Source organism: Streptomyces sp. DT224 (assembly GCF_049844595.1).
GTDB lineage: Bacteria > Actinomycetota > Actinomycetes > Streptomycetales > Streptomycetaceae > Streptomyces.
This window is the reverse complement of record NZ_JBNCLI010000032.1, coordinates 1-1,849: the sequence shown is the minus strand read 5'-3', so window position 1 is coordinate 1,849 and position 1,849 is coordinate 1. Positions and strand designations below refer to the sequence as shown.

The 1,849-nt window shown below is 56.4% G+C and carries 1 rRNA gene; it reads right to left on the bottom strand.

The annotated features are described in order from the left end of the window. Positions 1-22 precede the first annotated feature (22 nt). A 23S ribosomal RNA gene (locus ACLQ2N_RS35875) occupies positions 23-1,849 on the bottom strand; the annotation flags it as partial.

The following is a 1,849-nucleotide window of genomic DNA, read 5'->3' as shown; positions in this document are numbered from 1 at the left end:
AACACAGTGGACGCGAGCAACTGAGGACAAGCCCTCGGCCTATTAGTACCAGTCAGCTCCACCCGTTACCGGGCTTCCACATCTGGCCTATCAACCCAGTCGTCTACTGGGAGCCTTAACCCTTCAAGAGGGTGGGAATACTCATCTCGAAGCAGGCTTCCCGCTTAGATGCTTTCAGCGGTTATCCTTTCCGAACGTAGCCAACCAGCCATGCCCTTGGCAGAACAACTGGCACACCAGAGGTTCGTCCGTCCCGGTCCTCTCGTACTAGGGACAGCCCTTCTCAATATTCCTACGCGCACAGCGGATAGGGACCGAACTGTCTCACGACGTTCTAAACCCAGCTCGCGTACCGCTTTAATGGGCGAACAGCCCAACCCTTGGGACCGACTCCAGCCCCAGGATGCGACGAGCCGACATCGAGGTGCCAAACCATCCCGTCGATATGGACTCTTGGGGAAGATCAGCCTGTTATCCCCGGGGTACCTTTTATCCGTTGAGCGACAGCGCTTCCACAAGCCACTGCCGGATCACTAGTCCCGACTTTCGTCCCTGCTCGACCCGTCGGTCTCACAGTCAAGCTCCCTTGTGCACTTACACTCAACACCTGATTGCCAACCAGGCTGAGGGAACCTTTGGGCGCCTCCGTTACTCTTTAGGAGGCAACCGCCCCAGTTAAACTACCCATCAGACACTGTCCCTGATCCGGATCACGGACCCAGGTTAGACATCCAGCACGACCAGAGTGGTATTTCAACGACGACTCCACAACCACTGGCGTGGCCGCTTCAAAGTCTCCCACCTATCCTACACAAGCCGAACCGAACACCAATATCAAACTATAGTAAAGGTCCCGGGGTCTTTCCGTCCTGCTGCGCGAAACGAGCATCTTTACTCGTAGTGCAATTTCACCGGGCCTATGGTTGAGACAGTCGAGAAGTCGTTACGCCATTCGTGCAGGTCGGAACTTACCCGACAAGGAATTTCGCTACCTTAGGATGGTTATAGTTACCACCGCCGTTTACTGGCGCTTAAGTTCTCAGCTTCGCCACCCCGAAGAGCAGCTAACCGGTCCCCTTAACGTTCCAGCACCGGGCAGGCGTCAGTCCGTATACATCGCCTTACGGCTTCGCACGGACCTGTGTTTTTAGTAAACAGTCGCTTCTCGCTGGTCTCTGCGGCCACCCCCAGCTCAGGAAGCAAGTTCCCTCACCAGTGATGGCCCCCCTTCTCCCGAAGTTACGGGGGCATTTTGCCGAGTTCCTTAACCATAGTTCACCCGAACGCCTCGGTATTCTCTACCTGACCACCTGAGTCGGTTTAGGGTACGGGCCGCCATGAAACTCGCTAGAGGCTTTTCTCGACAGCATAGGATCATCCACTTCACCACAATCGGCTCGGCATCAGGTCTCAGCCTTAACGTGTGACGGATTTGCCTACCACACGGCCTACACCCTTACCCCGGGACAACCACCGCCCGGGCTGGACTACCTTCCTGCGTCACCCCATCGCTTACCTACTACAAGTCTGGTTCGTCGGCTCCACCACTACCCTCAACTCCGAAGAGATCGGGCCGGCTTCACGGACTTAGCATCGCCTGATTCAGTATTGGGCGTTTCAAAGCGGGTACCGGAATATCAACCGGTTGTCCATCGACTACGCCTGTCGGCCTCGCCTTAGGTCCCGACTTACCCTGGGCAGATCAGCTTGACCCAGGAACCCTTAGTCAATCGGCGCACACGTTTCTCACGTGTGTATCGCTACTCATGCCTGCATTCTCACTCGTGAACCGTCCACAACTCGCTTCCGCGGCTGCTTCACCCGGCACACGACGCTCCCCTACCCATCC